The organism is Myxococcus sp. XM-1-1-1, from assembly GCF_020037095.1.
Lineage (GTDB): Bacteria > Myxococcota > Myxococcia > Myxococcales > Myxococcaceae > Myxococcus > Myxococcus fulvus.
This window is the reverse complement of the sequence record NZ_JAIQDH010000008.1, coordinates 245,568-266,841: the sequence shown is the minus strand read 5'-3', so window position 1 is coordinate 266,841 and position 21,274 is coordinate 245,568. Positions and strand designations below refer to the sequence as shown.

Below are 21,274 nucleotides of genomic sequence, written 5' to 3'. Positions count from 1 at the left end.
CCCTCTAGAAGCGATAACCCACGGCCATGCCCAACCGGTGCGTCACGCCGCCACCGCCGATGGGAATGTCCGGAGTGTAGAACAACCCGAGCGACACCCGGTCGCGCGAGCCCATGAGCACCTCCGCGCCCACCTGGGGCGAGATGCCGAAGTGCAGCTCCTCCTTGTTGCCCCGCCCGCTGCCGGACGCGTCGTCCACGTAGTCGGGCGTGTAGATGGCGCCCGCCTTCAGGCCCAGCGAGAACACCAGCGGCCAGCCCCAGCTGCGGAAGCGCGGGCCCACCATGACGTTGGTGCGGCCGCCGTCGAAGACGTAGGTGACGTTGGCGTCCAGCGCGAACCAGTCCGCGCCCCACCAGGACACCGTGGCGCCGACATAGAGCGGGGGGCCTTCGGGCGCGTCCCGGGGAGGCTCCTCGGCGTTGACGGCCGCGCCCCACTCGAGCTGGAACGACACGCCCGTGCTGCTCGAACCCGAGTAGCCGCCCTTGCCATATTCGGATTCCTCGGGCCCATCCGTGCGGCCACGTTCCTGCGCGGCCGCGGTCAACGGCGCCGCCACGGCCAGCGACAGGAGGGCTCCGCACAACCTGGAATGACGCTTCATCTCGAAGACTCCCACATGCGGTAGGTGCGAAAATTCCACTGCGTCCGACGTCCGGCCCCCGCCAATATTCAAAACACCGCTCGGGCTGGCAAGCGCACCTTGGGCCCGGGCCGTTCTCTCAGGAAGCGCGAGGCCCCGGAGGGGTGGCGTCCTGGGGAGCGTCCGGCTGGGGGTCGACCTGCACGGGGGGCGCCTGCCGGGACTCGGTGCGGGTGAAGGGCAGCCACTGGGGGTGGGCCCTGAGGAAGATGACCAGCTTCTCGCGGACCAGGGCGCGCAGCTCGAAGAGCCGGTCCGGGTTGGCGGCGCTGACGAGCGCGCGGATGGTGAGCGTGCGGTCCTGGGCCTCGAGCACCACGACGGTCTGCACGCGGCCGTCCCAGAGGGCCTTGGCCTCGTGGTCGAGGATGCGCTTGAGCTCCCCGCGCAGCGCGTCCACGTCCGTGGAGTAGTCCACCTGGAGGGTGACGGCGCCGAGCAGCTCGGGGCTGACCTTGCTCCAGTTCTGGAAGGGCTTGTCCAGGAAGTAGGTGATGGGGATGACCATGCGGCGCTGGTCCCAGACGCGCAGCACCACGTACGTGAGGGTGATCTCCTCCACGGTGCCGAACTCGGTCTCCACCACCACCTGGTCGCCGATGCGCACCGGCTGGGTGATGGACAGCTGGATGCCCGCCAGCAGCGTGGCGATGGACTTCTGCGCGGCCAGACCAATCACGATGCCGGCGATACCAGCCGAGGCCAGCAGCGACACGCCGACGTTGCGCACCACCTCGAACTGCATCAGGAGCAGCGCGGCGGCCACCACGTATGTCGCCGCCTCGAAGACGGCGCGCAGCACGGCGAACTGGGTGCGCAGCGAGCGCGCCCGGGCGGGGTCGCGGCTCTCGGAATTGACCCGGTTCTGGATGAAGTCCGCGAACACCCGCAGGAAGCGCAGGATGAACCACGCCACCGCGACGATGATGAGCGAGTAGCTCACCCGGTTGAACACCGTCTGCGTGGGGCGCGGCAGGAGCAGGAAGGACGTGCCCACCGCCAGCAGCACCGCGAAGAACGGCAGCCGCAAGGGGCCCTTCCCCGCCGCCACCAGCTGGTCGTCCAGCTCGATCTGAGTCCAGCGCGCCAGCCTCAGGCCGAACGCCAGCGACACCTTCTCCAGGAGCAGCGACAGCCCCACCGAGGCGAGCAGCACCACCAGGAGGCCCAGCCACTGCCACGGCTCCAGGCCCAGCACCGTGCCGGAGAAGAAGACCGGCGGCAGCCACTCCGCCACGCGGGGGCCGTACGCCTCGAAGAGGGGGTCCACCAGCCGGACGGTGGACTCGCTGAAGACCCAGAGCAGCGCGCCGTCCTGCGTCACGCGCTGGAGCCGGACGCTCACGTTGGCCCCGTCCAGGGGGATGGTGCCCACCAGGTCGAAGCGCGGGTCGGCCGGGTCTCCCTCGGGGGCCTTGGAGAGCGCCGACAGGTCGATGGAGAGCTTGCGGTCCAGCACGAACTTGAGCCGGCGCGCCAGCTGGGCGCCGCGCTCGGGCTGCTGGGCCTTGGGGATGAAGTCCAGGTCCAGGTAGTGGGCCGCAGAGGCGTAGTCCCCCCGGTGCGCGGCGGACAGGAAGCCCTGCGCCGTGGCATGGGGCGTCTGGCGGTCCATCGCCGCGGAGGGTGGCGGCAGACCCGAGTTGAGCGCCTGGGAGGGCAGCGCCCCGAGGACGAGTCCCATCACGAGGAGGGCCACCCAGGCCCTTCCGTCTGTGTGCATCATGCGGCCCTCCTTACTCCTTTTCGGCTGCTTTGCCGGAAGAAGTCGGGGCCTGGCCCCCTGGCGGAGGGGCGCCGAGGGGGACGTCGGGGACACCACCCCTCTCACCCCGTGGGAAAGGCGTTGGTGCGCCGGCTGGGGGTAGGATAGAAACGGCGCCCAAGGAAGGTCGACGTGTCCGAGAAGCGAAGAATCCTCCTGATTGACGACAGCGAAATCACGCTCGCCATGGAGAAGGCCGTGCTGGAAGCGCGCGGCTACGAGGTCGTCGCCACCTCCACGCTGATGGAGTTCGAGAAGACGCTCCAGGCCTGGCGCCCGGACCTCATCCTCACGGACATCCACATGCCCGAGGCCAAGGGCACCGACATCTGTCGCACCCTGAAGAACGAGTACGGCACCCAGGACATCCCCATCGTCCTGTTCTCCAGCCTCCCGGACGTGGAGCTGTCCAAGCTGGCCGAGCAGGTGGGCGCCGACGGCTTCCTCTCCAAGGAGAACGGGCTGGAGGCCATGGGCGAGAAGATCGACGAGCTGGTGCAGAGCATCCTCTGGTGATTCGCATGCTGCGCCCCGTCCTGGTCGCCGCCCTCTGGGGCCTGGTGCTGGTGCTCGGAGGCTGCAGGCGCACGGACCCCGCTCCCCGCCCGCCCGAGACACCCGAGGCGGGCGCGTCCCCCACGGCCGCGGCCTCCTCGCCGGGCGCCATCCTCTTCGTCTCCGCGGACACGCAGGGCTACCTGGGCCCGTGTGGCTGCAGTGAGAACATGCGCGGTGGCATCGCCCGCGCGGCCTTCCAGGTGAGCGAGGCCCGCCGGGGCGCGCTGCCCGTGCACTATGTGGACGGCGGCAACAGTCTCTTCGGGGAGAAGACGCTCAAGCCCGGGCAGGTGCCGCAGGAGGAGCTGAAGGCGAAGGCGCTCGCGGACGCCATGCGGATGATGGGGCTGTCGGTGCGCGCCACCGGCCCGCTGGACGACACGCGCGGCGCGGCCTTCCGTCAGGGATTGGGGCTGCCCGAGGTGGCGGACGGCGCGGTGAAGCTCCTGCCCGCGGGTCCTCGCAAGGTGGGCGTGGTGGCGGCGGACTCGCCGGAGCAGTTGGTGGCGGCGAGCGCGAAGGCCCGCTCGGACGGCGCGGACTTCGTGCTGGGGTTGTTGGATGCGCCGTTGGAGGAGGCGCAGAAGGCGGCGGAGCTGCCGGGGCTCGCGGTGGATGTGCTGGTGGCCACCCGCTCCGCGTCCGAGCTGAGCGGCGAGCAGAACCGGCTGGTGAAGGCCACGGTCCCCGTGGTCGCGCCGCAGAGCAAGGGCCGCTCGCTGGTGCGCGTGGACCTGAGCTACGCGAAGGCGCCCGGGAGCTTCTCGCTCCAGAAGGGACAGGCCGACCTGGAGCGCGAGGTGGCCGCGCTGGAGCAGCGCACGGCGCTGTTGGACAAGGAGATCAACCTCCCGGGCATCGACCCGAAGCTCAAGGCGCTCAAGCAGGGCAAGCGCGACGAGCTGGTGGCGCGCAAGCAGGCGCTGGTGTCGGCGCCGCCCGCCGCGTCGCCCGACGTCAATGGCTTCACGGTGCGCTTCGTGCCGCTGGAGTCGGGGCTGCCGTCGCTGCCGGACGCGCAGGCGCTGGTGGCGCGCTACGACTCGGAGGTGGGCAAGCTGAACCTCGCGTGGGCGAAGGAGCACGGCCAGGACTGCCCCGCTCCCGCGAAGGGACAGGCGGGCTTCGTGGGCAACGAGCCGTGTCGCTCGTGCCACGAGGAGAGCTTCCCCGTCTGGGAGAAGTCCAAGCACCACCACGCGTGGCAGACGCTGGAGGAGGTGGGCAAGCAGCACCACCTCAACTGCGTGGGCTGTCACGTGACGGGCTGGGAGCAGCCGGACGGCGTGTGTCGGTTGGACAAGGTGGCGGGGCGCGAGGACGTGGGCTGCGAGAGCTGCCATGGCCCTGGCTCCGTGCACTCGGAGGAGCCGAGCGCGGACAACATCATCGCGTCGCCGGGTGAAGCGCTGTGCGTCACCTGCCACAACCCGGAGAACTCGCCGCACTTCGACTTCGCGACGTACCTGCCGCGAATCCTGGGACCGGGTCACGGGAAGCCCCTGGCCGCCGCGTCACCCGACAAGCCGGCGGACGAGCGGAAACCCGCGAAGCCGTAAACCCGCAGCGTTTGCCTGGCAGGCCGCACCCACGGTGGGTGCTTCATTCGGCCATACCGGGCGACTCGTTGTTTGACTGTCAAGAAAAAGGGCGAATACTTGGGGCTTCGCCTGCTTCTGGGCGCACTCTTCTTGCGACCGCATGCTGCCCTTCTGCCTCCTCGTGCTGAACCTGGCCTCGCTCCCCGCCTCGCAGGGAGTGCCGCCACCCATGCCGCCGCCTCCCGCCGGCATGCGCGTGCTCGCCGCGAGCGAGACGCCGGCGCCCGCCGCGGCTGAACCGAAGCCCGCGCCCGCGACGGCCACCACCATCGCTCCCACCGCGCAGGCGAGCATGCCAGACAGCGGCACGGCCACGCGCCCCACCGGGCTGGCGACCGAGCCGTCGCGCGCAGGCACGGCCGATTCAGCGAAGGGCGCAAAGGTCGAGGGCGCATCGCCGTCGAGCGGCTCGCCTTCCGCGACGACGGTGGCAAAGGGCACGAAGGTCGAGAGTATCTCGCCCTCTACGGGCTCGTCTTCCGCGACGGCGGCGACGGGCACGAAGGCCGAGGGTGTCTCGCCCTCCACGGGCTCGCCTTCCGCGACGGCGGCGACGGGCACGAAAGCCGAGGTCGCCTCGCCTTCTACAGGTTCGACCTCGGCGACGACCGTGGCGAAGGGCACGAAGGTCGAGGGCGCATCGAACGCTGTCGCGCCTCCCGCCGCGGGCACCGCCGACGCGGCGAAGGACGTGAAGGCCGAGGGCACCTCGGGCACGGACATGGCGAGCAAGCAGGAGCCGGTGGCTCCCGCGACCGACGCAGCGCCGGGGGATGACGAGGCCGACGAAGCGCGCGCCCTCGCAGGCGCTCCTGACGACGCAGACGAGGAGCCCGAGGCCACTCGCGAGGTCGTCGAGTCCGAGTCCGCGGAGCTGGAGGAGATGCGCGCGCTGGAGAGCGTGACGCTGGACCCCACCGCGAAGCCGAGCGCCGAGGTGATGCAGTCGCTGCGACGCCTGGGCCTCGCCAACCCGCTGCGCATGCGCATGCTGGACGCGCTCGAGGAGCCCACCTTCCGCGAGGACGACTCTCCCGAGCAGCTCCCGCTCATCACCAACCTGGCCACGTTCGACGTCCGCAGCATCCAGGACCGCTACGACATCCCAGTGGAGATGCAGCCCCTGGTCGCGCAGTACATCCAGTTCTTCCAGGGGCCCGGGCGCCGCTGGTTCCGCAAGTGGATGTCCCGCTCCGCGCGCTACCTGCCGGTGATGCAGCCCATCCTCGAGAAGCACGGGATGCCGCTGGACACCGTGTACCTGGCGATGATCGAGAGCGGCTTCTCCGCGCACGCCTACTCGTGGGCGCACGCCTCCGGGCCGTGGCAGTTCATCTCCAGCACGGGCAAGCAATACGGCCTCAAGCAGGACTTCTGGGTGGACGAGCGCAGGGACCCCCTCAAGGCGACCCACGCCGCGGCCACCTATCTCAAGGACCTCTACCGGGAGCTGGGCCACTGGTATCTGGCATGGGCCGGCTACAACACGGGCTCCGGTCGCGTGCGGCGCATGATTGACCGCCACGGCACGCGCGACTTCTGGGCGCTCTCCGAGGAGAAGGGCCTGGCGAAGGAGACCAAGCACTACGTGCCCAAGCTCATCGCCGCCGCGCTCGTCGCGAAGAACCCGTCCGCGTTCGGCTTCTCCGACGAGGAGTTCGACTACGAGCAGCCGCTGGAGTTCGACGAGGTGGAGCTCACCGACGCCACGGACCTGGACGTGGTGGCCCGCGCGGCGGGCGTGAACATCCAGGACGTGCAGGACCTGAACCCGGAGCTCAAGCGGTGGTGCACGCCCCCCGCGAGCACGAAGCACCCCTACAAGCTGCGGCTGCCCAAGGGCGCGGGCCCCCAGTTCGTCGAGGGGTTCAAGCGCATCTCCCCCGCGGAGCGGCTGACCTTCCGCGTGCACAAGGTGAAGCGCGGCGACACGCTGTCGCAAATCGCGGAGCGCTACGGCACGGCCTCCGAGGCCATCCTCCAGATGAACCGGCTCAAGAGCGCGCGCACGCTCAAGCTCGGCGCGGACCTGGTCATCCCCATCCCCGCGAGCAAGGCCGCAGGGGCCACGGGCGGTGCCATCGCGAGCAAGGTGGCCCAGGCCCGCCGCAGCGGCGTCGTGGCCCACCGCCCCGAGGACGAGGTGCCCGCCGGCACGCCCAAGGGTCCCGTGGCCGCGGGCCCGGTGAAGACGGAGACGCTCAACGGCCGCACGCGCGTGACGTACGGCGTGCAGTCCGGCGACAGCCTCTGGGTCATCGCGACCAAGTTCAACGTGTCGGTGGATGACTTGAAGAAGTGGAACAACCTGCGCCGGCGCAACCCGACGCTGCAGGTGGGCTCGCTCGTGTACGTGTGGCCCCAGGGCACGGCGCAGGTGCAGGAGCGCGCGGGCACCGTCGTGGTGGCCAGGCAGGTCGCGTCGAACGCGGGCAAGCCCGTGAGCGGCGGCAAGGTGCACGCGCTGGCCGAGGGCGAGACGCTCTGGTCCGTCGCGCAGCGCTACGGCGTCAGCGTCCAGGACATCATGCGGTGGAACAACATCAAGGACCACCGCACCATCCCCACGGGCAAGGTCCTCTCGCTGAGCGCGCCGTGAGCGCCTTCTCGACAGGGGCCTTCCGGACATGATGACGCCGGGCGAGTGAATTGCATCGGGTGGGCGCATGACTTCGCCCATTTCGCGGAACGGCGCGCTCACCCACCCCTTCCCGCCCGACACCGACCCGCTCCTCGCTCCGAGCAGCCTCGGGACACACCTTTCCCGGGCCTCCGGCAACATCGTGGAGCCAGCGCCACGGCAGGTCTCCAGCATCCCGGTAACGAGACGGCCCTCCCACGGAATCGGGACGTCTCAAATCGAAGACACCGCCGTGCGGGCCGGCGTCACGCGCGTCGACCTCACCGGGTCCACTTCACGCCAGGGCCTCCCTCCGGACCCAGTCACCCGCGCCACCCCGTGGTTCGGCGACCGCACGCGCGTGTCGGACGTCGGCGAGCTGGATGCCAACTCGCGAACAGTCGCTTCCGTCGAACCGAGGCCCACGCTCTCCGCGAGCCTGGCGGATGAGATCGCCCGCGTGGCCCCCGAGGCGACCCCTGCGATGCCGATGGCCTCCAGCATCGCAAGCGCGAAGGGCCACGTGCCACCAGAGCCGAGGCCCGTGCTCCCCCTGTCTGCGCGTCAGGATGATGCGAAAGCGCGCGCCTCGCGCGAGCTGCCCCCCGTGATGCCGATGGCCTCCAGCTTCGCAAGCGCGAAGGGCCTCGTGCCGCCCGAGCCGAGTCTCACAATCGCGCTGTCCGCGAGCCGGGGGGATGCGCAAGCTCGCGCGTCGCTGAATCTGGAGCCCACGCTCGCGCTGCCCGCGAGCCTGGCGGATGCGCAAGCCCGCGCGTCACTCGTATCCAAGGCTGGCCTCGGCGCCGTGAAGCCGGCCACCTCGTCGCGGGTTTCCCAACACGACACCACCCCGCTCGCAGGCTCGGTGAACGGCTGGGGCCTCTCCACATGGACACCCTCGCCTTCCCCGCTCGGCAACGCGCGCTTCGCCAACGTCGTACAGCTGTCGCCCGTGGCCTCCGGACAGGAGGTGCTCGGCCCGGGCTCACGCGGTGAGGGCATCCGCGCGGTGCAGGGCGCGCTGCTCGAGATGGGCTTCGCGCTGCACGGCGGCGCGGACGGACAGTTCGGTCCCCAGACGGTCCGCGCGCTGCGCAACTTCCAGGTGCACGCCAGCCGCACGCTTCCGGGCGTCAAGGTGACGGGCGCGCTGGACGCGGCCACGCTCAAGGCGCTCGACTCGCTGGCACCCGCGCCCGGTGCCCGTGGACAGTCGCGCGGGATTCCTCCCGCCGTCTACGAAGGCCAGCCCGTGCGCGTCATCGTCGCGCTGCGCGAGCACCGCACCTTCCTCTACGACGCGGAAGGGCGGCTGGTGGACATCTTCCCCAACGCCTCGGGCACCCAGGCCACGCCCACGCGCGCGGGCCTCAAGGTCGTCCGCTCACGTCTGGACCAGGCCGCCGCCGAGGCCGCCGGGGCTCGCCTCTGGAACGACAAGCACGTCTTCGGCACGCGCATCCTCGACCTGTCGTGGGCGGACGGACGCCACTCCGCCGAGGAGCTGCATGGCACCAACGCCCCCGCCCTGCTCGGCATGGACGTGTCCCATGGCTGCATCCGTCACTCGAACGAGGCCATCATCGTGCTCCACGACGCGCTGTCCGCGGGGGACCGCGTGGCCATCGTGGAGCACGTGAACGACCCGCACCTGGGCGCCGTCGCCCCGGTGCCGGTCTCCTGACCGACGAGCCGCTACCCCTCCTCGAGCAGCGCCTTGAGCTCCCGCACCCGACGGGTGATGAGGTCGCGGTCCACCGTGCGGTAGACCTCCGGGAGCAGCTCGCGGCTGGTGCACTCCTGCACCGCCACCAGGTTCTGCAGCTCGATTTCCAGCGGGTAGCTGGGCGGCACGAAGTCCGCGAGCACCGCGACCAGGTCCTCCTTGGACACGGCCTCGCGCCCCTCGGCCAGCGCGCGGAACTTCGAGCGCACCATGACGGCCTCGATGTCCGCGCCGCTGAAGGCGCGCACGCCCTCCGGAATCAGCTTGGAGTAGGACTCGATGCCCTCCACGGACACGCCCGTCTTCTTGGACATGGCCTGGAACAGCTCGTCGCGCTCCGCGTCCGTCTGCGGATAGAAGAGCGCCAGGTGCTCCTCGGCGCGCCCCTGCCGCTTCAGGTCGATGGGCAGCAGGTCCGGCCGCGCCGTCATCAGGAACCAGACGATCTTCCCGCGGTACTGCGTGTTGCCCATGAAGGAGGCAATCGAGCCGAACACGCGGCTGCTCGTCCCCGAGTCCCCGCCCGAGTCGCGGTTGCCCAGGAACGTGTCCGCCTCGTCGATCATCACCGCCACCGGCCACAGGGCCTTGAGCAGGTTGAAGATCTTCTCCAGGTTGGCCTCGGTGACGCCCTGCCACTGGCTGCGGAAGTTCAGGAACTTCACCACCGGGATGCCAATCTCCCCGGCGAAGCAGCTCACCATGAACGTCTTGCCCGTGCCCACGGGGCCCGACAAGAGGTAGCCCATGGGCATGACCTCCAGGCGCCCCTTCTTCAGCGCGGAGGCGGCCTGCCGCAGCATCTGCTTCGCCTTGGCGTGACCCGCCACCGCGTCCAGGGTGTGCGCCGGCTCGATGAACTCCAACAGGCCGTGGCACTCCGCCTGGATGATCTCCTTCTTCTTCTCCTTGAGGAGCTCCGCGGTGATGCGCACCTCGCGCTCCAGCGCCTCGGTGAGCACCCGGTCCAGGTTGATGCGCGACAGACCCGCCGTCATCTTCGCCAGGCCCGCGAGCGGCACGTCGGACAGCGACTGCAGCCGCTTTCCCTCCAGCTTGTAGCGCACGTACTCCAGCCGCTCCTCCTCGGTGGGCAGCGGCAATTCAATCGGCGCGACGTACGGGTTGCGGGAGATGCGCGGCGCGATGTCCGCCAGGTTCTCCGCCAGCAGCACCACGGACACGTCACCCGCGAGGAACTGCGGGTCGTGCGCCCACTTGTCCAGCGTGGCCAGCACGAAGCGGTCCTCGGAGGACAGGTGCGAAATCTCCCCGCCCGGCACCAGCGTCTCCGCGAAGTCGATGATGAGCGCCAGCGAGCGCCCCTCGCTCAGCCGCATCCGCAGGAAGTTCTCCAATATCTGGAGCGCCCGACCCGGGTCTCTCGGCATGACCTTCGCGTAGTCCGTGCCGTACATCGCGTCGTACCCGGACATCGTCCGCGCCAGGTCCTTCTGCGTCTCCGGCGTGGCCGAGCGGATGCCCGACGAGCGATCATAGAAGAGCACGTGGTCCCGCCCGCCGAAGAGCTCCTCGGCGAGGAACGTCTTGAGCGTGCCGAAGCCCAGCGAGTCGTCCTCCATCTTGAGCGGCTGCAGGTCCCTCACCGCTCCGTAGAGCAGGAAGGTGCTCACCGTCTTCGTGTAGTACTTGCGCGCAAGCTGCTGCGCCCAGCGGGGGAGGTCCGCCAGCGGATCTTCCTTGTGGACCTTGCGTACCTTGCTCACGGACACACGCCTCCTGTCACTCCCCACGGGAAGGGAGTCGACACACCCGCTTCCCACGAAGGGAAGCGGGGCTCGATTTCATGGAATCTAACGGCAGCGCGGCTGGCGCTTGAGCGAAACCGTCGTCGTGGCGATGGATTCTCCGGCCTGGGGCGCCGGGACCTCCACCTCCGCGTCGTTGTGGCAGCGCAGCTTCAGGGTGAGCTGGCGCTCGTTCGGCGACACCTGCACCGTGGTGGGCGTCGCCCCCAGCTCCCGGCTGCCCGCGAAGATGACCGCGCCTGCCGGCTTGGAGTCGATGCGCACCGACAGCTTGGACACCACCGGCTCCAGCTTCACCGCCACCTCGGTCGGCCCCTCACCGGACGCCGACACGCGCTTGGACGCGGCCTTGTGCTGGGGGGCGCTCACCTCCACCACCCACGGGTCCGCGCCCACCGGAACGCCCTTGATGAACGCGTCCGTCTGGCCCTGCTCGCGCACCACCTTGCCGTCCACCTTCACCTGGGCGTCGGCCGGCTGGGTGACGAGCACCAGCGACGCGGTGCGCACCAGGCTCTCCAGCACCACCTCCACCGGGATGACTTCCTTGCCGCTCTTGACCTCGAGCGTGCGGACGAAGGTCTTGTAGCCCTCCGCGCTCACCGTCACCATGACCTGGCCGGCCGTCACCTCGCGCAGCACCGATGTCCCCGGGCCCTCCACCGCGATGGGCTGGGTGTCCAGCAGCACCTGCACGCGGCCGCGCACCTCCGACGGCACGCGCTGCAGGTCGAGCATCACGTAGCCCTGCCCCGGTCGGGACAGCGCCCAGCCCAACCCACCGAGCACCACCAGGGCCACGAGGCTGCACACGGCGTACAGCACCCGCTTGTCCAGGCCCCGTCGGCCGAGCGCGGGCACCGCCGTCGTCGAGCGCTCCTCCTCCTCTTCCTCCTCGTGCGCCACCGGGCGCGCGGGCGGCTTGGCCACCGGAGCGCCCGCGCCGAGCATGGGAGGCGGCGAGGGAGGACGCGAGCCTCCCTGGAGCCCCTCCGTCAGCGCCTGGCGGGAGATCCCCTGCGACACGTCGGGCGGGAGCGCCGAGCGCGAGATGCCCTGCGACACGTCGGGAGGCGCCTCGCGCACGATGCGCGGCAGCGACTCTCCCCCACCCCGGCTGCCGCGGGGCGCCGACGCGGCGACCTCCGGCGGCACCAGCGTGGGCACCGTCGTCGAGGGACGGACCACCGGCGGTCCGGACGGCGACAACACCGGCATGGACGCCTGCGACAGGCGCGGAGGCTGCGGCTGGGCCTGGGGCGGCGCCACCGGCAGGACGGCCGTCTTGCCCGTGGTGGGCTCCTCCTCGTCCTCCTCCTGGGCGCGCGTCTCCAGGGGGGTGACGGTGCGGCCCACGTTGGCGCCCGGCTGCGTGGTGGGCTCCGGGCTGTCCTCGAAGACGTGGTCGCTGGAGACGAGCTGCGTGGCCTGGACCTCGTCCTCCTTCGGCGCGGGCGCGGCGGTGGCCGCCGTCAGCTTGGGCAGCGCGGCCAGCGTGGGCGAGCGGCGCACGCCTCCGGGCGACACGGCGCCCATGGTCGCGGTGGACCGGGGCTGCGGGGCCACCGGCTGCACCACGGGCACGGCCACGGGCGGAGGCGCCGCGACGGGCTGTGGCGCGGCGGCCTGGGAGGGCATGCTGCTGAAGCCGGCCGCGTCCAGCGCCGCGAGCATGCCCTCGGGGGGACGGATGTCGGCGTAGTCGGACAGGCGCTGCTTCTCGCGCTCCACTTCCTCCGCGAAGGTGGACTTCATGTACTGCATGAGGTCCTTGCGGCCGAAGATGGTCTCGCTGGTGATGAGGAAGCGCTGCAGGTCGTCGCCCAGCTCGCTGGCGTACTGGTAGCGCTCGTCCACGTCCTTGGCGAGCGCGCGCATCACAATCTTCTCGAGCGTCTCCGGGATGCGCCGGTTGTACGTGGACGGCGCGGGGACCTCCGCCTTGCGCACCTTCTCCAGCACGCTGAAGTCGCTGTCGCCCACGAAGAGGCGCTCGCCCGTGAGCATCTCGTAGAGACACACGCCGATGGCGAACACGTCCGAGCGGCGGTCCAGCGGCAGGCCGCGGATCTGCTCCGGGCTCATGTAGCCGAACTTGCCCTTGAGGATGCCGGCCTGCGTCTTGGTCGCCTTGCCCGCGGCCTTGGCGATGCCGAAGTCGATGACCTTGACCTCGCCCTCGAAGGACAGCAGGACGTTCTGCGGCGAGATGTCGCGGTGGACGATGTTCATGTCCCGCCCCATCCCGTCTTTCTTCCGGTGGGCGTAGTCCAGGCCCTCGCACATCTTGGAGATGCAGAACGCCACCAGCGGCACCGGCGCCGGCTCCCCCTTCTTCCGGCAGCGGTCGAAGATGGCCCGCATGTCCTTGCCGGGGATGTACTCCATCGAGATGAAGTAGCTGCTGGCGATCTGCCCCAGCTCGTAGATCTGCGCGATGTTGGCGTGGCTCAGCTGGACGCTGATCTTCGCCTCATCGATGAACATCGAGATGAACTCTTCGTCCTCGGCGATGTTCGGCAGGATGCGCTTGATGGCCACGAGCCGCTCGAAGCCGCTCGCGCCGAACTGCTTGCCACGCCACACCTCCGCCATGCCGCCAATGTTGATGCGGTCCAGAAGGAGGTACTTCCCAAATGGAATGGGCTGCCGCTTCGGTTGAGAGGTCGTCACGTGGGGGAGGGTCCGTTCAACGCGAGCCTAGCGATCGCCCGTCCGCAGGGTCAACCACACGGCACCTCCCCACGCGCCCTCCAGGCGAGCAGGCAACAGGCGCGTAGCGGCGCGTTTTTCTCAAGGTTGGAGACTGGAGGTGCTCCCCGCGTCCGCGGCGACATCCGTGGAGGGGGCCTGGGCGTCGCGGAAGGCGGTGCCCGGCTCGGGGGCCTCCTCGCCCAGGGCGGGCTGCACGAGCAGGAAGCGCGTCTGGCCCCCGACGGAGAGCACCTCGGGAGGACCGAAGCGCGTCTCCGCGGCCAGGCCCACCAGCGTCACCCACGCGCCCTTGCGCTCGGGGGCCACGCAATACAGGAGCGTGCCAGGGCGCACCCCTGGGGCTTCTCGTACCGGGCCCTCGCAGTCCTTTCGGACCTGGAGGGTGTACCCGGGGAGCTGCTCCCCCCGCACCAGGTAGGGCGGGCGGCCGAGCTGCTCCAGGAAGGTCTGGAGCACGCGGGGGTCCTCCACGACGGCGTCCTGGGTGGACTGCTCCTGGGCCAGCTTCTGGAAGCGCTGCAGGGCCATGGAGGCCGCGTCCGTGGGCTCGATGGGGATGCGGCTCTCGGCGAGCATCAGGTCGAAGAAGAGCGCGCCCACCAGGAGGATGGGCAGCAGGCGGTAGCCCTTGAAGTCGTCGGCCCTGCCCCGCGCGAGCCCGCCGAAGAGGGCCACGCCCACGGCGAGGGCCGCCAGCCCGAGCACCACCGCGGGCCTTACCGGCGAGGGCAGCTCGATGAGGGCGGACACGTCCGCGCTCCGGGCCCGCACGGCGTCGGCGAGGTCTCCTCCGTAGATCCAACCGAGTGCGGCCAGGCTGAGCAGGTTGCCCAACAGCGTCTTACGGGAGGGAAGCGTCATCCTGCGAGCGTCCGTGCGGGGTCGGTGGCGGCGGCGCGGCGGCTGGGGAAGTAGGCCCCCGCCAACGCGGCCAGGAGTCCCAGTACCACACCCCCGAGCACCACGGGCCAGGGGAAGGAGAAGAAGCTGTCCGGCTTGTACGGGAAGTTGGGCAGGTAGCTGGCGGCGAGCCGGTTGACGGCGAGGGACGCGGCGAGCGCCACCCCGGTGCCGATGGCGCCCCCGGCCAGCCCCACCACGGCGGCCTCGGCCAGCACGATGGCCCGGATGTCCGAGCGCGACGCGCCCACCGCCTGCATCACGCCAATCTCCTTGGCGCGAGCGCGCACCGAGGCCGACAGCGCGTGGGCGATGTTCACCGCCGCCAGGAAGCAGATGAGGATGGACAGGAGCGCCAACGCGGACGTGGTGAGCGCCACCGCGGCGCCGGTGTTCTCCGCCATGCGCCGCTCCTGGTCATCGATTTCCAGCCCCATCCCCTTCACCGCGTCCACCAGCGCGGGCACGTGGGACGGGTCCTTGGCCACCAGCGTCACGCCCGAGTAGCTGTCCGCGTCCACGCCCGCCGCGCGGTTGAGGCGCACCGCCGTCTCCAGCGGGATGGTGATGCCGGCGAACATGGCGCGGTCGGACGCGCCCACCACCTGCGTCTGCGCGGACGTGGTGGGGCCGGTGGCGGACTGGGACACGTAGGAGCGGTTGAACTCCACCGGGAAGCCGAAGCCGACAATCATGTTCGCGGACAGCTGCGGCAGCTTGCGCGCGGGGGCGAAGGTCTTGTTGTACAGCTCCAACAGGCGCGTGGACACGAGCGCGGGGATGGGCTGGCCCTCGCCGGGGTCCTTGAACTCGCCCATCTGCACGTCGCCCTTCACGAGCGCCGGCTCCACGCCCATGGCCAGCACCTCCATGCCCATGCGCAGCTTCGTGCCGAAGAAGACGCCGTCGTAGCGCGTCACCGCGGGCACGCGCACGTTCATCTTCCGGTACGCGGACTCCACGCCGGGCAGCGCGGTGAGCCGCTCCACCGCCTCCCGGTCCAGCTTGCCGCCGCCGAGCAGCGAGCCCAGCGACACCGACGAGGGCACCACGTCCACCAGCCGCGCGTCGGTGGGGAAGATCTTCTCGCGGATGACCGCGCCCACGCCCAGGCCCAGGCCGATGAAGAACACGAGCGTGCCCACGCCCATGGCCACGCCGAAGGCGGAGAAGAACGCGCCCCGGCGCTCGCGCGCGAGGCTCAGCCGGACCAGTCGCGACAGCGCATCCAACCTCACGGGACACCTCCCGAGGCCACCTGGGACGTGGCGCGCTCCTCCACGAGCTTGCCCTCCTTGAGCCGCAGCACGCGCCGGGCGGCCGCGCTCATCCGGTCCTCGTGGGTGACGGCCAGCACGGTGAGCCCCTCTTTGTGCAGCTCGCGGAACAACTGGATGACGCCGTCACCGGTGGCCGCGTCCAGGTTGCCCGTGGGCTCGTCGCACAACAGCAGCTTCGGGCCGCCGTAGAGCGCCCGGGCGATGGCCACGCGCTGACGCTCGCCGCCGGACAGGCGCACCGGCGCGCGGTCCTTCTTCGCGCCCAGGCCCACGCGCTCCAGCAGCGCCTCCGCGCGCTTGACGGCCTCGGGCGTGCGCGGGCCGAAGTACGAGGGGAGCAGCACGTTCTCCAGCGCGGAGAGGTTGGGGATGAGGTGGAAGGACTGGAAGACGAAGCCCACGTGCGTGTTGCGGAAGCGCGCGAGCGCGGCGTCCTTCAATCCGCTGAGCGTCACGCCGCCCACCTTCACCTCGCCCCGGTAGTCGATGTCCAGGCCCCCCAACAGGTGCAGCAGCGTGGACTTGCCGCTGCCGGACGGGCCCACCACCGCGACGAAGTCCCCGTCGTCCACGTCGAGGGACATCCCGTCGAGCACCCGCACCCGGGTGCCATCGCCATCGAGGTATTCCTTGGTGACGTCTCGGGCTTGAATCACGGAGTGGCCGGCTGGGTCGTGGTGGAGGACGGAGCCGTCGGCGTGAGGCGCAGGGACAATTCGGCCTGGAGCGCGCGCTCCTTGCGCGACACGGCCAGCGTCACCGCGCGCAAATCGTCGGTGGCCTCCAGCCAGCGCACGGTGGTGGCCTTGATGGCGAAGCCGCCGATGCCCCACGCCTCCGAGGGAAGGTTCTTCACCGAGTCCGACAGGCGCCGCAAGTCGAGCACCGCGCTGAAGGCGGCGTCCTTGCCCACGTCCTTCAGGTCCGCGGCCACCTGGCCCTCCGCGGCCTTCTGGGTGAGCGCGGCGAGCGAGGCCTCCAGCTGCGACTGGGGCGAGGCCACCAGGAGCTTGCCGTTGGGCGCGAGCGCGAAGTGGGCGCCCTCCCCCGCTCGGTAGGACGTGAGGTAGACGCGCTGGCCCTTGAGGTCCGCGGCCTCCACCTTGGCGCCGAAGTCGGTGGCGAGCTGGGGCAGCTTCTCCAGCAGGCCCTTCGTGCGCTCCGGGTTCTCCAGGTCCGACAGGGCGACGAGGTTCACGAAGCGGAACGGGTTGGTGCGGCGCAGGTCCAGCGCGGGCATGCCCGAGCCCAGCTGCACCTTGGGCGACAGGGAGATGCCCAGCACCGTGCCCGGCTTGAAGTTGTCGAGCACCTCCGCCTTCACGTCGAGCCCGCTCTTCTGCACCGCGCGCGTCAGGTAGTCGCCGACGAGGTAGGGCCACACGCCGTCCAGGTGCGACGGGTCTCCCTGGAAGCGCGCGACGAGGAAGCTGTCCTGGGGCAAAAAGCCGCGCAGGTCCACGGCGTCCTTCACCGGGTCCAGCGCCGCGAGCGACGGCTTGGTGTCGGGCCACGGCGCGTCGGCGTGCAGGGTGAGGGCGCGCTCCTCGACGAGGCCGGTGAGCGTGAGGCCCTGCACCGTGCCGGCGGGCACCAGCAGGCCCGCGCCGCCGGGGAGGTACACGTGGAAGTCGCGATTGGAGGGCAGCCGCGCGAGGGACGCGGTGAGGACGGCCTCCTTCGTGAGCGACTTGTCCTCGGGCTGCGTGGCCAGGGGCCGCAGCGACGCGACGGACGGGCCCACGCCCAGGAGGGCGAACTGGCCGCCGTCGATGAAGAAGAGTCCCAGCGCGGCGGTGGCGGAACCGGGGCGGCTGAAGGTGACGAGCTTGCCGCCCGCGCCGCCTTCCTCCTTCCGCTCGGAGGCGCCCAGGCGGGTGCGCGCGAAGCCGGCGAAGGTCTCCTCGAGCTTCTGCGCGTCCTTGACGCCGACGACGGAGACGGCGCGGCTCTCACCGAGGAACGCGGCGCCGGCGCCCTTCTCCGGGGCGAGCCCGGCGGCCTCCAGGGCCTGGCGGCTGCGCAGGTCCACACCCATCTGGCGCATCACCGCGTTCACGTAGCCCTCCGCGGAGGAGAAGCTCTGCAACTGCGCGGCGAAGGAGGCGACCTTCAGGTGCTGGAAGCGCGCGAGCTTCTCTCCGAGCGCGCCGAGGTCGTGGATGACGACGGACGCCTGCGCGTCGCGTGGCAGGTAGCGCGCCGGGCCAGAGGCACTCGGGGCGACGGGGCCCTGGTCCTTGCCACAGCGCGAGCAGCCCGCGACGGCGAGCAGGAGGAGGAGGGTCGGAAACCAGGCTCGGCGGAACATGACGGCAGGACAGGACGGCTGGGCCGGAGAGTCAATGGAATCCTGTGCGGGGCGGACGTCCGGCTCCCGGCCGAGGAGGCCGTATGACGGCCAGCCAACGTCCCACGTCTGGCCGCCCCCTGTCCCGCGAGGTCCCGGTCGGCTGCCCCTCTCAGGGCGACGGGTAGCTCAGCTCCGCGATGAGATAGCCCGGCTTGCGCTTGAAGCCGAACGGCAGGATGTGAAGCGGCTTCACCTGGATGCCCGCCGCGTCGAAGTCCACCGGGTGGACGTCGATGTAGAAGCGAGGGCGCATCTTCGTCACGTACGGCGTGGTGGTGGAGCCGCCGAGCAGGTAGCGCGCCGAGTCATCATTCGCGAGGCCATCCAGGTTCATCACGTGCTCGGGCAGCAACATCCCGAGGGAGCCGCAGCTGTAGCAGGCCACCCGCTCTCCAGGCTGGAGCGGGACGTTCTGCTTCAGCCACAGCCCCGCGCGAATCATCGTGTGCGGCCAGGACTGCGACACCGGGTCGAAGGACGTGAAGGGCTGGAGCCGCGACAGCTTGCCGTACTCCCGGGGCACCCGCGCGATGAAGACCGCCAGCGCCCCCGCCACCATCACCACGCCGAGGGCGAGCGTCGCGGGCCTTCCTGGAAGGGCCTTCTCGCGCCAGGACTCACGCGCGTCTTCCAGCATCGACAGCCCTCGGACACACGCGACGCCGAGCGCCACGGCGAAGAGCACCGGTGCATCGAAGACATACCAGACATAGTACGTGAGCTCGCCGGGCCGACGCGTCGCGATGAGCGAGCCCTGCGCCACGTAGGCGAAGAGCAGGCCCACCAGGAGCGCGGCCACCAGTCCGATGACGCCCGAACCGTCCTGCAAGTCCTTCTGCTCCCGACGGCTCCGCCAGAGGCCCGCGAGGATGAGCGCCACGAGCGTCGCCACGGCGAGGGTCATCCAGAGCGCGCCCCGAGTCGAACCGAACACCATCCGCCCCACGTCCTGCTGCGGCAGGTAGAACCGCCCCGGCATCCCCATCGCGAAGGTCAACGCGCTCTGCAAGTAGCCCCAGCCCTCCGTGGACACCACGTCCCAGGTGATGGGCAGGGAGCTGGAAGCGAGGGCCTTCACGCGCGCCGAGGTCGGCAGCGGGTGACCGAACGCAAGGGTGGCATAACCGAACCACAGCACGAGCGGCACCGTGAACGCGCCCAGCAACGCCAAGGGCCGCCGCCAGCGCAGCAGCGCCCCGAACCCCACCAGCCCCACGATGACCAGCGACGTGGGCAACATCCGGCACAGCAGCAGCGCGGAGAGCCCCAGCCCCACCCCCCCGGACATCCGGCGGCGCTCCTCGGGGGTCCGTGCATCCGTCGTGGCCACGAGCAGCAACCCCACGAACACCAGGGCCGTCAGCGCGTTCTCCTTGCACGTCATCGCGCTGAGCAGCACGGTGCCGCGCGTGAAATAGAAGAGCCCCGCCACGCCCGCCAGCGCGAGCTGCAGGGCCCTCAGCCATGGAGCCTTCGCGTCGGCGACTCGCATCACCAGCAACACAATGAGGAAGCTGGTGAGCACGTGCAGCCACACGCCCATCGCCATCGCGCCACGGAAGAAGGACTCGAAGTCTTCGTGGAGGAAGGCGAGCCCGGCCAGAAGCAGCTCGTACATCGGCTGGAAGCCATAGCTCGGCGAGTGCCCATCGAAGGTGAAGAAGAGCTTCGTCTTGAAGTGATACGCGGGCAGCAGGTAGTAGAAGCTGTCGTCCTGGATGGATGCCGCCAGCTCCAGGAAATCGCTATCCCTGACGCGCGCGAGGATTCGCGGCAACGCCAGGGCCATGACGAGCGCGACACTCCCCAAGGTGATGAGCACCCCGGGCTCGACGCCTCGGCGCACACGCGAGTCCTCCAGCGTGACGCCCAAACGAACGCCATCCATGTCAGTCCATTTCGCCGGCCCCGTACTCTTCAGCGCTCAATCCTGCCACAGAACAGACACCACCCCATCATTCCAAGACGCAATTCTTCACTTCACGCCCTGGGACGAACCGCGCATCCCCGCGGACGGGGACCCAATTCATTGCCAGACCCCATTCACTCGCGAACGGCCACATCCACCCTCAATGACAGGTCAATTCCTCCCATCTTGGAGAGGGCCTGGCCCTGACGCCCCTGAGGAAGGCGCGGTTTGGGGCTCCTTCACGTCAGCCCGCACGGGCCCGCACGGGACAGATTGACGCGAGCAGGCACCTGCTCGCGGTCGAGCCTCCTCGACGGCCCCCAGGGCACGGGGATTGAACAGGCGAGCGCACTCCTCTCCCAGGAGCGTCCCGCCCATGCCCCTCATCGAGCTGTTGGTGATCCTCGGCATCCTCGCCGGCGCCGGAATCGGCGCCGTGCAGGGCTGGGTCCTTCATCCCCTGCTCGGCCTCGTCGGGCTCGCGCTGGGAGGCTGGCTGGGCGCCTACGCGTTGCCCCTTCTCGGCTTCGTCTTCGTCGCCGTCTTCACGTTCCTGGAGGAGGCCCCACGGTGGCTCCTCACACGAACCCGGGCACTGCGGTCATCGCGCCGGCGCACCGGGCCCGACCAGGACTGAGGCCAGGCCCCTGGACGCCCGGGCTCAGCGCACCCGCGAGCCATGCGGCAGCGGGCCGCGCGTCTCCTCGGTGAACTCCAGGAACTGCTCCATCTGCCGCACGGACTCCTCGGTGGCCTCGGCCTCCGCGCTCAGCATGGTGAGCTGGCGGTTGACCACCTCCGGGTCCCGGATGGCGATGGACTGCTCGTGCGTCAGCCGCATCATGTCCTCGATGCCGGCCAGCTGGTGGCTCACCACCTCGCGGCTCTCGCTCGCCTGCTCGAAGCGCGCCAGCCGCTTGCGCAGGATGTCCACCCGGTTCTGCTTCACGTCCTTCAACCGGGGGTTCGTCTCGCGCGCCACGTCCTCCTCCAGCTCGCGCACGTCCTTCTCCAGGTTTCCCCGGTCGGAGCTGTTCAGGTACGAGCGGTACTGGTTCAGCGTGGAGATGAGCCGCAGGAACGACGTCAGGAGCGCATCCAGCCGGGGCTCGCTGTCGGACTCCAGCACCTTGCCGCCCGGCAGCTTGCGGTAGTTGGCGAGGATCTTCTCCTTGAGCCCGACCAGCTGCTGGTAGTGCTCACGCTGCGACGGCGCCAGGTCCGCCAGCAGCGAGTCCACCGCCTTGCGCGCCGCCTCCGGGTCCGAGGGCTCCCGCGAGCGGATGGCCCGCTGGAAGCGCGGCATCGACGAGAAGAGCGCCAGGTAGAGCCCCTCCAACCCCAGCGCGATGAGCGCGGGCAACGGCTCGCCCGTCACCGCCGCGGACGCCGCCGCCGTGCCCAACCCCATCAGGTTGGCGGGCATCAT

General features: G+C 70.3%; 16 protein-coding genes. 5 read left to right on the top strand and 11 right to left on the bottom strand.

What is annotated here, in order from left to right:
- Positions 1-4: 4 nt before the first annotated feature.
- Together K8640_RS18385 and K8640_RS18380 are read right to left on the bottom strand one after the other, a co-directional pair.
- Positions 5-607 carry a hypothetical protein gene (locus K8640_RS18385; RefSeq protein WP_223748204.1) on the bottom strand — a complete coding sequence of 201 codons (603 nt, stop codon included), beginning with the start codon at positions 605-607 and terminating at the stop codon, positions 5-7.
- 118 nt (positions 608-725) lie between these two features.
- Positions 726-2,372, bottom strand: coding sequence for a mechanosensitive ion channel family protein (locus K8640_RS18380; protein WP_223748203.1), 1,647 nt, complete (start codon positions 2,370-2,372; stop codon positions 726-728).
- A gap of 171 nt (positions 2,373-2,543) precedes the next feature.
- On the opposite strand from K8640_RS18380, the gene K8640_RS18375 reads away from it, so the two are divergent.
- Together K8640_RS18375 and K8640_RS18370 are read left to right on the top strand one after the other, a co-directional pair.
- On the top strand, positions 2,544-2,927 hold the full coding sequence (locus K8640_RS18375; protein ID WP_141332373.1) for a PleD family two-component system response regulator: 384 nt from the start codon (positions 2,544-2,546) through the stop codon (positions 2,925-2,927).
- A gap of 5 nt (positions 2,928-2,932) precedes the next feature.
- Positions 2,933-4,528, top strand: a complete 1,596-nt coding sequence (locus K8640_RS18370; protein WP_223748202.1) for a multiheme c-type cytochrome — start codon at positions 2,933-2,935, stop codon at positions 4,526-4,528.
- Here the strand turns inward: K8640_RS18370 and K8640_RS18365 are convergent.
- Positions 4,484-5,194 (bottom strand): hypothetical protein, encoded by a 711-nt coding sequence (locus K8640_RS18365; RefSeq protein WP_223748201.1) that lies wholly within the window; start codon positions 5,192-5,194, stop codon positions 4,484-4,486. The two genes, K8640_RS18370 and K8640_RS18365, sit on opposite strands and share 45 nt — an antisense overlap.
- A 97-nt stretch (positions 5,195-5,291) precedes the next feature.
- Between K8640_RS18365 and K8640_RS18360 the strand changes: the two genes are divergently transcribed.
- Both K8640_RS18360 and K8640_RS18355 read left to right on the top strand, forming a co-directional pair.
- Complete coding sequence (locus tag K8640_RS18360) at positions 5,292-7,169, top strand: LysM peptidoglycan-binding domain-containing protein (RefSeq protein WP_255653228.1); 1,878 nt, start codon at positions 5,292-5,294, stop codon at positions 7,167-7,169.
- Between the two features lie 565 nt (positions 7,170-7,734).
- The gene (locus K8640_RS18355) at positions 7,735-8,877 is read left to right on the top strand and encodes a L,D-transpeptidase family protein (RefSeq protein ID WP_223748199.1); all 1,143 of its coding nucleotides are present in this window, start codon (positions 7,735-7,737) and stop codon (positions 8,875-8,877) included.
- A gap of 11 nt (positions 8,878-8,888) precedes the next feature.
- Here the strand turns inward: K8640_RS18355 and K8640_RS18350 are convergent, their stop codons facing one another.
- From K8640_RS18350 to K8640_RS18320, 7 genes are all read right to left on the bottom strand, one after another.
- Positions 8,889-10,646: an AAA family ATPase gene (locus tag K8640_RS18350; RefSeq protein WP_223748198.1), complete on the bottom strand. Its 1,758-nt coding sequence runs from the start codon at positions 10,644-10,646 to the stop codon at positions 8,889-8,891.
- Between the two features lie 87 nt (positions 10,647-10,733).
- A complete protein-coding gene (locus K8640_RS18345) occupies positions 10,734-13,361 on the bottom strand; it encodes a serine/threonine-protein kinase (protein WP_223748197.1) in 2,628 nt (875 codons plus the stop codon).
- 120 nt (positions 13,362-13,481) lie between these two features.
- Positions 13,482-14,264 (bottom strand): hypothetical protein, encoded by a 783-nt coding sequence (locus K8640_RS18340; RefSeq protein WP_223748196.1) that lies wholly within the window; start codon positions 14,262-14,264, stop codon positions 13,482-13,484.
- Positions 14,261-15,541 (bottom strand): ABC transporter permease, encoded by a 1,281-nt coding sequence (locus tag K8640_RS18335; RefSeq protein WP_223748195.1) that lies wholly within the window; start codon positions 15,539-15,541, stop codon positions 14,261-14,263. The genes K8640_RS18340 and K8640_RS18335 overlap by 4 nt, the downstream gene beginning before the upstream one ends.
- Entirely contained in the window at positions 15,538-16,239 is a 702-nt protein-coding gene (locus K8640_RS18330) for an ABC transporter ATP-binding protein (RefSeq protein WP_223748194.1), read from the bottom strand. The genes K8640_RS18335 and K8640_RS18330 overlap by 4 nt, the downstream gene beginning before the upstream one ends.
- Positions 16,236-17,894 carry a hypothetical protein gene (locus K8640_RS18325; RefSeq protein ID WP_223748193.1) on the bottom strand — a complete coding sequence of 553 codons (1,659 nt, stop codon included), beginning with the start codon at positions 17,892-17,894 and terminating at the stop codon, positions 16,236-16,238. The genes K8640_RS18330 and K8640_RS18325 overlap by 4 nt, the downstream gene beginning before the upstream one ends.
- Positions 17,895-18,045: 151 nt before the next feature.
- Positions 18,046-19,824 carry a hypothetical protein gene (locus tag K8640_RS18320; RefSeq protein ID WP_223748192.1) on the bottom strand — a complete coding sequence of 593 codons (1,779 nt, stop codon included), beginning with the start codon at positions 19,822-19,824 and terminating at the stop codon, positions 18,046-18,048.
- Positions 19,825-20,221: 397 nt separating this feature from the next.
- Between K8640_RS18320 and K8640_RS18315 the strand changes: the two genes are divergently transcribed.
- On the top strand, positions 20,222-20,482 hold the full coding sequence (locus K8640_RS18315) for a hypothetical protein (RefSeq protein ID WP_223748191.1): 261 nt from the start codon (positions 20,222-20,224) through the stop codon (positions 20,480-20,482).
- A 24-nt stretch (positions 20,483-20,506) separates the two neighbouring features.
- Here K8640_RS18315 and K8640_RS18310 read toward each other — a convergent pair whose 3' ends face one another.
- The gene (locus K8640_RS18310; protein ID WP_223748291.1) at positions 20,507-21,274 is read right to left on the bottom strand and encodes a hypothetical protein; all 768 of its coding nucleotides are present in this window, start codon (positions 21,272-21,274) and stop codon (positions 20,507-20,509) included.

Bases quoted from the DNA above. Each gene is read 5' to 3' on its own strand.
- K8640_RS18315 (WP_223748191.1), top strand. From the start codon at position 20,222: ATGCCCCTCATCGAGCTGTTGGTGATCCTCGGCATCCTCGCCGGCGCC.
- K8640_RS18320 (WP_223748192.1), bottom strand. From the start codon at position 19,824: ATGGATGGCGTTCGTTTGGGCGTCACGCTGGAGGACTCGCGTGTGCGC.
- K8640_RS18370 (WP_223748202.1), top strand. From the start codon at position 2,933: ATGCTGCGCCCCGTCCTGGTCGCCGCCCTCTGGGGCCTGGTGCTGGTG.
- K8640_RS18380 (WP_223748203.1), bottom strand. From the start codon at position 2,372: ATGATGCACACAGACGGAAGGGCCTGGGTGGCCCTCCTCGTGATGGGA.
- K8640_RS18340 (WP_223748196.1), bottom strand. From the start codon at position 14,264: ATGACGCTTCCCTCCCGTAAGACGCTGTTGGGCAACCTGCTCAGCCTG.
- K8640_RS18360 (WP_255653228.1), top strand. From the start codon at position 5,292: ATGGCGAGCAAGCAGGAGCCGGTGGCTCCCGCGACCGACGCAGCGCCG.
- K8640_RS18325 (WP_223748193.1), bottom strand. From the start codon at position 17,894: ATGTTCCGCCGAGCCTGGTTTCCGACCCTCCTCCTCCTGCTCGCCGTC.
- K8640_RS18385 (WP_223748204.1), bottom strand. From the start codon at position 607: ATGAAGCGTCATTCCAGGTTGTGCGGAGCCCTCCTGTCGCTGGCCGTG.
- K8640_RS18310 (WP_223748291.1), bottom strand. From the start codon at position 21,274: ATGATGCCCGCCAACCTGATGGGGTTGGGCACGGCGGCGGCGTCCGCG.